This window comes from Halalkalibacterium ligniniphilum (genome assembly GCF_000334155.1).
In the GTDB taxonomy this organism is placed as follows: Bacteria; Bacillota; Bacilli; order Bacillales; family Bacillaceae_D; genus Halalkalibacterium; species Halalkalibacterium ligniniphilum.
In genome coordinates this window covers 1-1448 of the sequence record NZ_ANNK01000160.1, presented here as the reverse complement: position 1 = coordinate 1448, position 1448 = coordinate 1, and the positions used below count along the sequence as shown (strand labels likewise).

General features: G+C 47.2%; 12 tRNA genes. All 12 read right to left on the bottom strand.

The features are described from left to right. Positions 1 to 128: 128 nt before the first annotated feature. The 12 genes from BLT_RS0119525 to BLT_RS0119470 all read right to left on the bottom strand — a co-directional run bounded on the left by BLT_RS0119525 (position 129) and on the right by BLT_RS0119470 (position 1437). Positions 129 to 205: transfer RNA gene (locus tag BLT_RS0119525), tRNA-Ile, on the bottom strand. A gap of 42 nt (positions 206 to 247) precedes the next feature. Further along, positions 248 to 321, bottom strand: a tRNA-Gly gene (locus BLT_RS0119520). A gap of 4 nt (positions 322 to 325) precedes the next feature. Beyond that, a tRNA-Pro gene (locus BLT_RS0119515) sits at positions 326 to 402 on the bottom strand. Between the two features lie 86 nt (positions 403 to 488). Further along, a tRNA-Arg gene (locus BLT_RS0119510) sits at positions 489 to 565 on the bottom strand. Positions 566 to 572: 7 nt separating this feature from the next. Next, positions 573 to 659 (bottom strand) — tRNA-Leu (locus tag BLT_RS0119505). A gap of 30 nt (positions 660 to 689) precedes the next feature. After that, positions 690 to 770: transfer RNA gene (locus BLT_RS0119500), tRNA-Leu, on the bottom strand. Positions 771 to 800: 30 nt separating this feature from the next. Continuing rightward, positions 801 to 881 (bottom strand) — tRNA-Leu (locus tag BLT_RS0119495). Between the two features lie 30 nt (positions 882 to 911). Beyond that, positions 912 to 992: transfer RNA gene (locus BLT_RS0119490), tRNA-Leu, on the bottom strand. Between the two features lie 30 nt (positions 993 to 1022). Beyond that, positions 1023 to 1103, bottom strand: a tRNA-Leu gene (locus BLT_RS0119485). 30 nt (positions 1104 to 1133) lie between these two features. Then, positions 1134 to 1214, bottom strand: a tRNA-Leu gene (locus BLT_RS0119480). A 30-nt stretch (positions 1215 to 1244) separates the two neighbouring features. Then, positions 1245 to 1325 (bottom strand) — tRNA-Leu (locus tag BLT_RS0119475). A gap of 30 nt (positions 1326 to 1355) precedes the next feature. Then, positions 1356 to 1437: transfer RNA gene (locus tag BLT_RS0119470), tRNA-Leu, on the bottom strand. Positions 1438 to 1448: the final 11 nt, after the last annotated feature.

The following is a 1448-nucleotide window of genomic DNA, read 5'->3' as shown; positions in this document are numbered from 1 at the left end:
AGATACCTTGTATCTCTTATTACGCTTGGCTTTTGTTCAGTTTTCAAAGAACTGCTTGTCGTTTTTGGCGACTAGATTAATATATCATATAATCTATCGTTCCGTCAACAACTTTTTTCAAAAAAATATGGTGGGCCTGAGTGGACTTGAACCACCGACCTCACGCTTATCAGGCGTGCGCTCTAACCAGCTGAGCTACAGGCCCAGTTTTAGGTATAAAAAAACCTACCCACCAAACAATAAAATCTGGAGCGGGTGATGGGAATCGAACCCACGACATCAGCTTGGAAGGCTGAGGTTTTACCACTAAACTACACCCGCAAAATGGTCGGGAAGACAGGATTTGAACCTGCGACCCCTTGGTCCCAAACCAAGTGCTCTGCCAAGCTGAGCTACTTCCCGTTATATTTTCAAAATAAGAAGCGAATTTCGTCATCAACTTCTTGGAAATTCATTATTAAAATCAATAATTCAAACCTAAAAACAAATGGCGCGCCCGAGAGGAGTCGAACCCCTAACCTTTTGATCCGTAGTCAAACGCTCTATCCAATTGAGCTACGGGCGCTTATATATGGTGCGGTTGAGAGGACTCGAACCTCCACGGGGTCAACCCCCACTAGGCCCTCAACCTAGCGCGTCTGCCATTCCGCCACAACCGCTTCAGTTTTCATCACTCTAAAAATTCAAAGTGCGGGTGAAGGGACTTGAACCCCCACGTCATAAGACACTAGATCCTAAGTCTAGCGCGTCTGCCATTCCGCCACAACCGCTTCAGTTTTCATCACTCTAAAAATTCAAAGTGCGGGTGAAGGGACTTGAACCCCCACGTCATAAGACACTAGATCCTAAGTCTAGCGCGTCTGCCATTCCGCCACAACCGCTTCAGTTTTCATCACTCTAAAAATTCAAAGTGCGGGTGAAGGGACTTGAACCCCCACGTCATAAGACACTAGATCCTAAGTCTAGCGCGTCTGCCATTCCGCCACAACCGCTTCAGTTTTCATCACTCTAAAAATTCAAAGTGCGGGTGAAGGGACTTGAACCCCCACGTCATAAGACACTAGATCCTAAGTCTAGCGCGTCTGCCATTCCGCCACAACCGCTTCAGTTTTCATCACTCTAAAAATTCAAAGTGCGGGTGAAGGGACTTGAACCCCCACGTCATAAGACACTAGATCCTAAGTCTAGCGCGTCTGCCATTCCGCCACAACCGCTTCAGTTTTCATCACTCTAAAAATTCAAAGTGCGGGTGAAGGGACTTGAACCCCCACGTCATAAGACACTAGATCCTAAGTCTAGCGCGTCTGCCATTCCGCCACAACCGCTTCAGTTTTCATCACTCTAAAAATTCAAAGTGCGGGTGAAGGGACTTGAACCCCCACGTCATAAGACACTAGATCCTAAGTCTAGCGCGTCTGCCAATTCCGCCACACCCGCGAATCAAATTT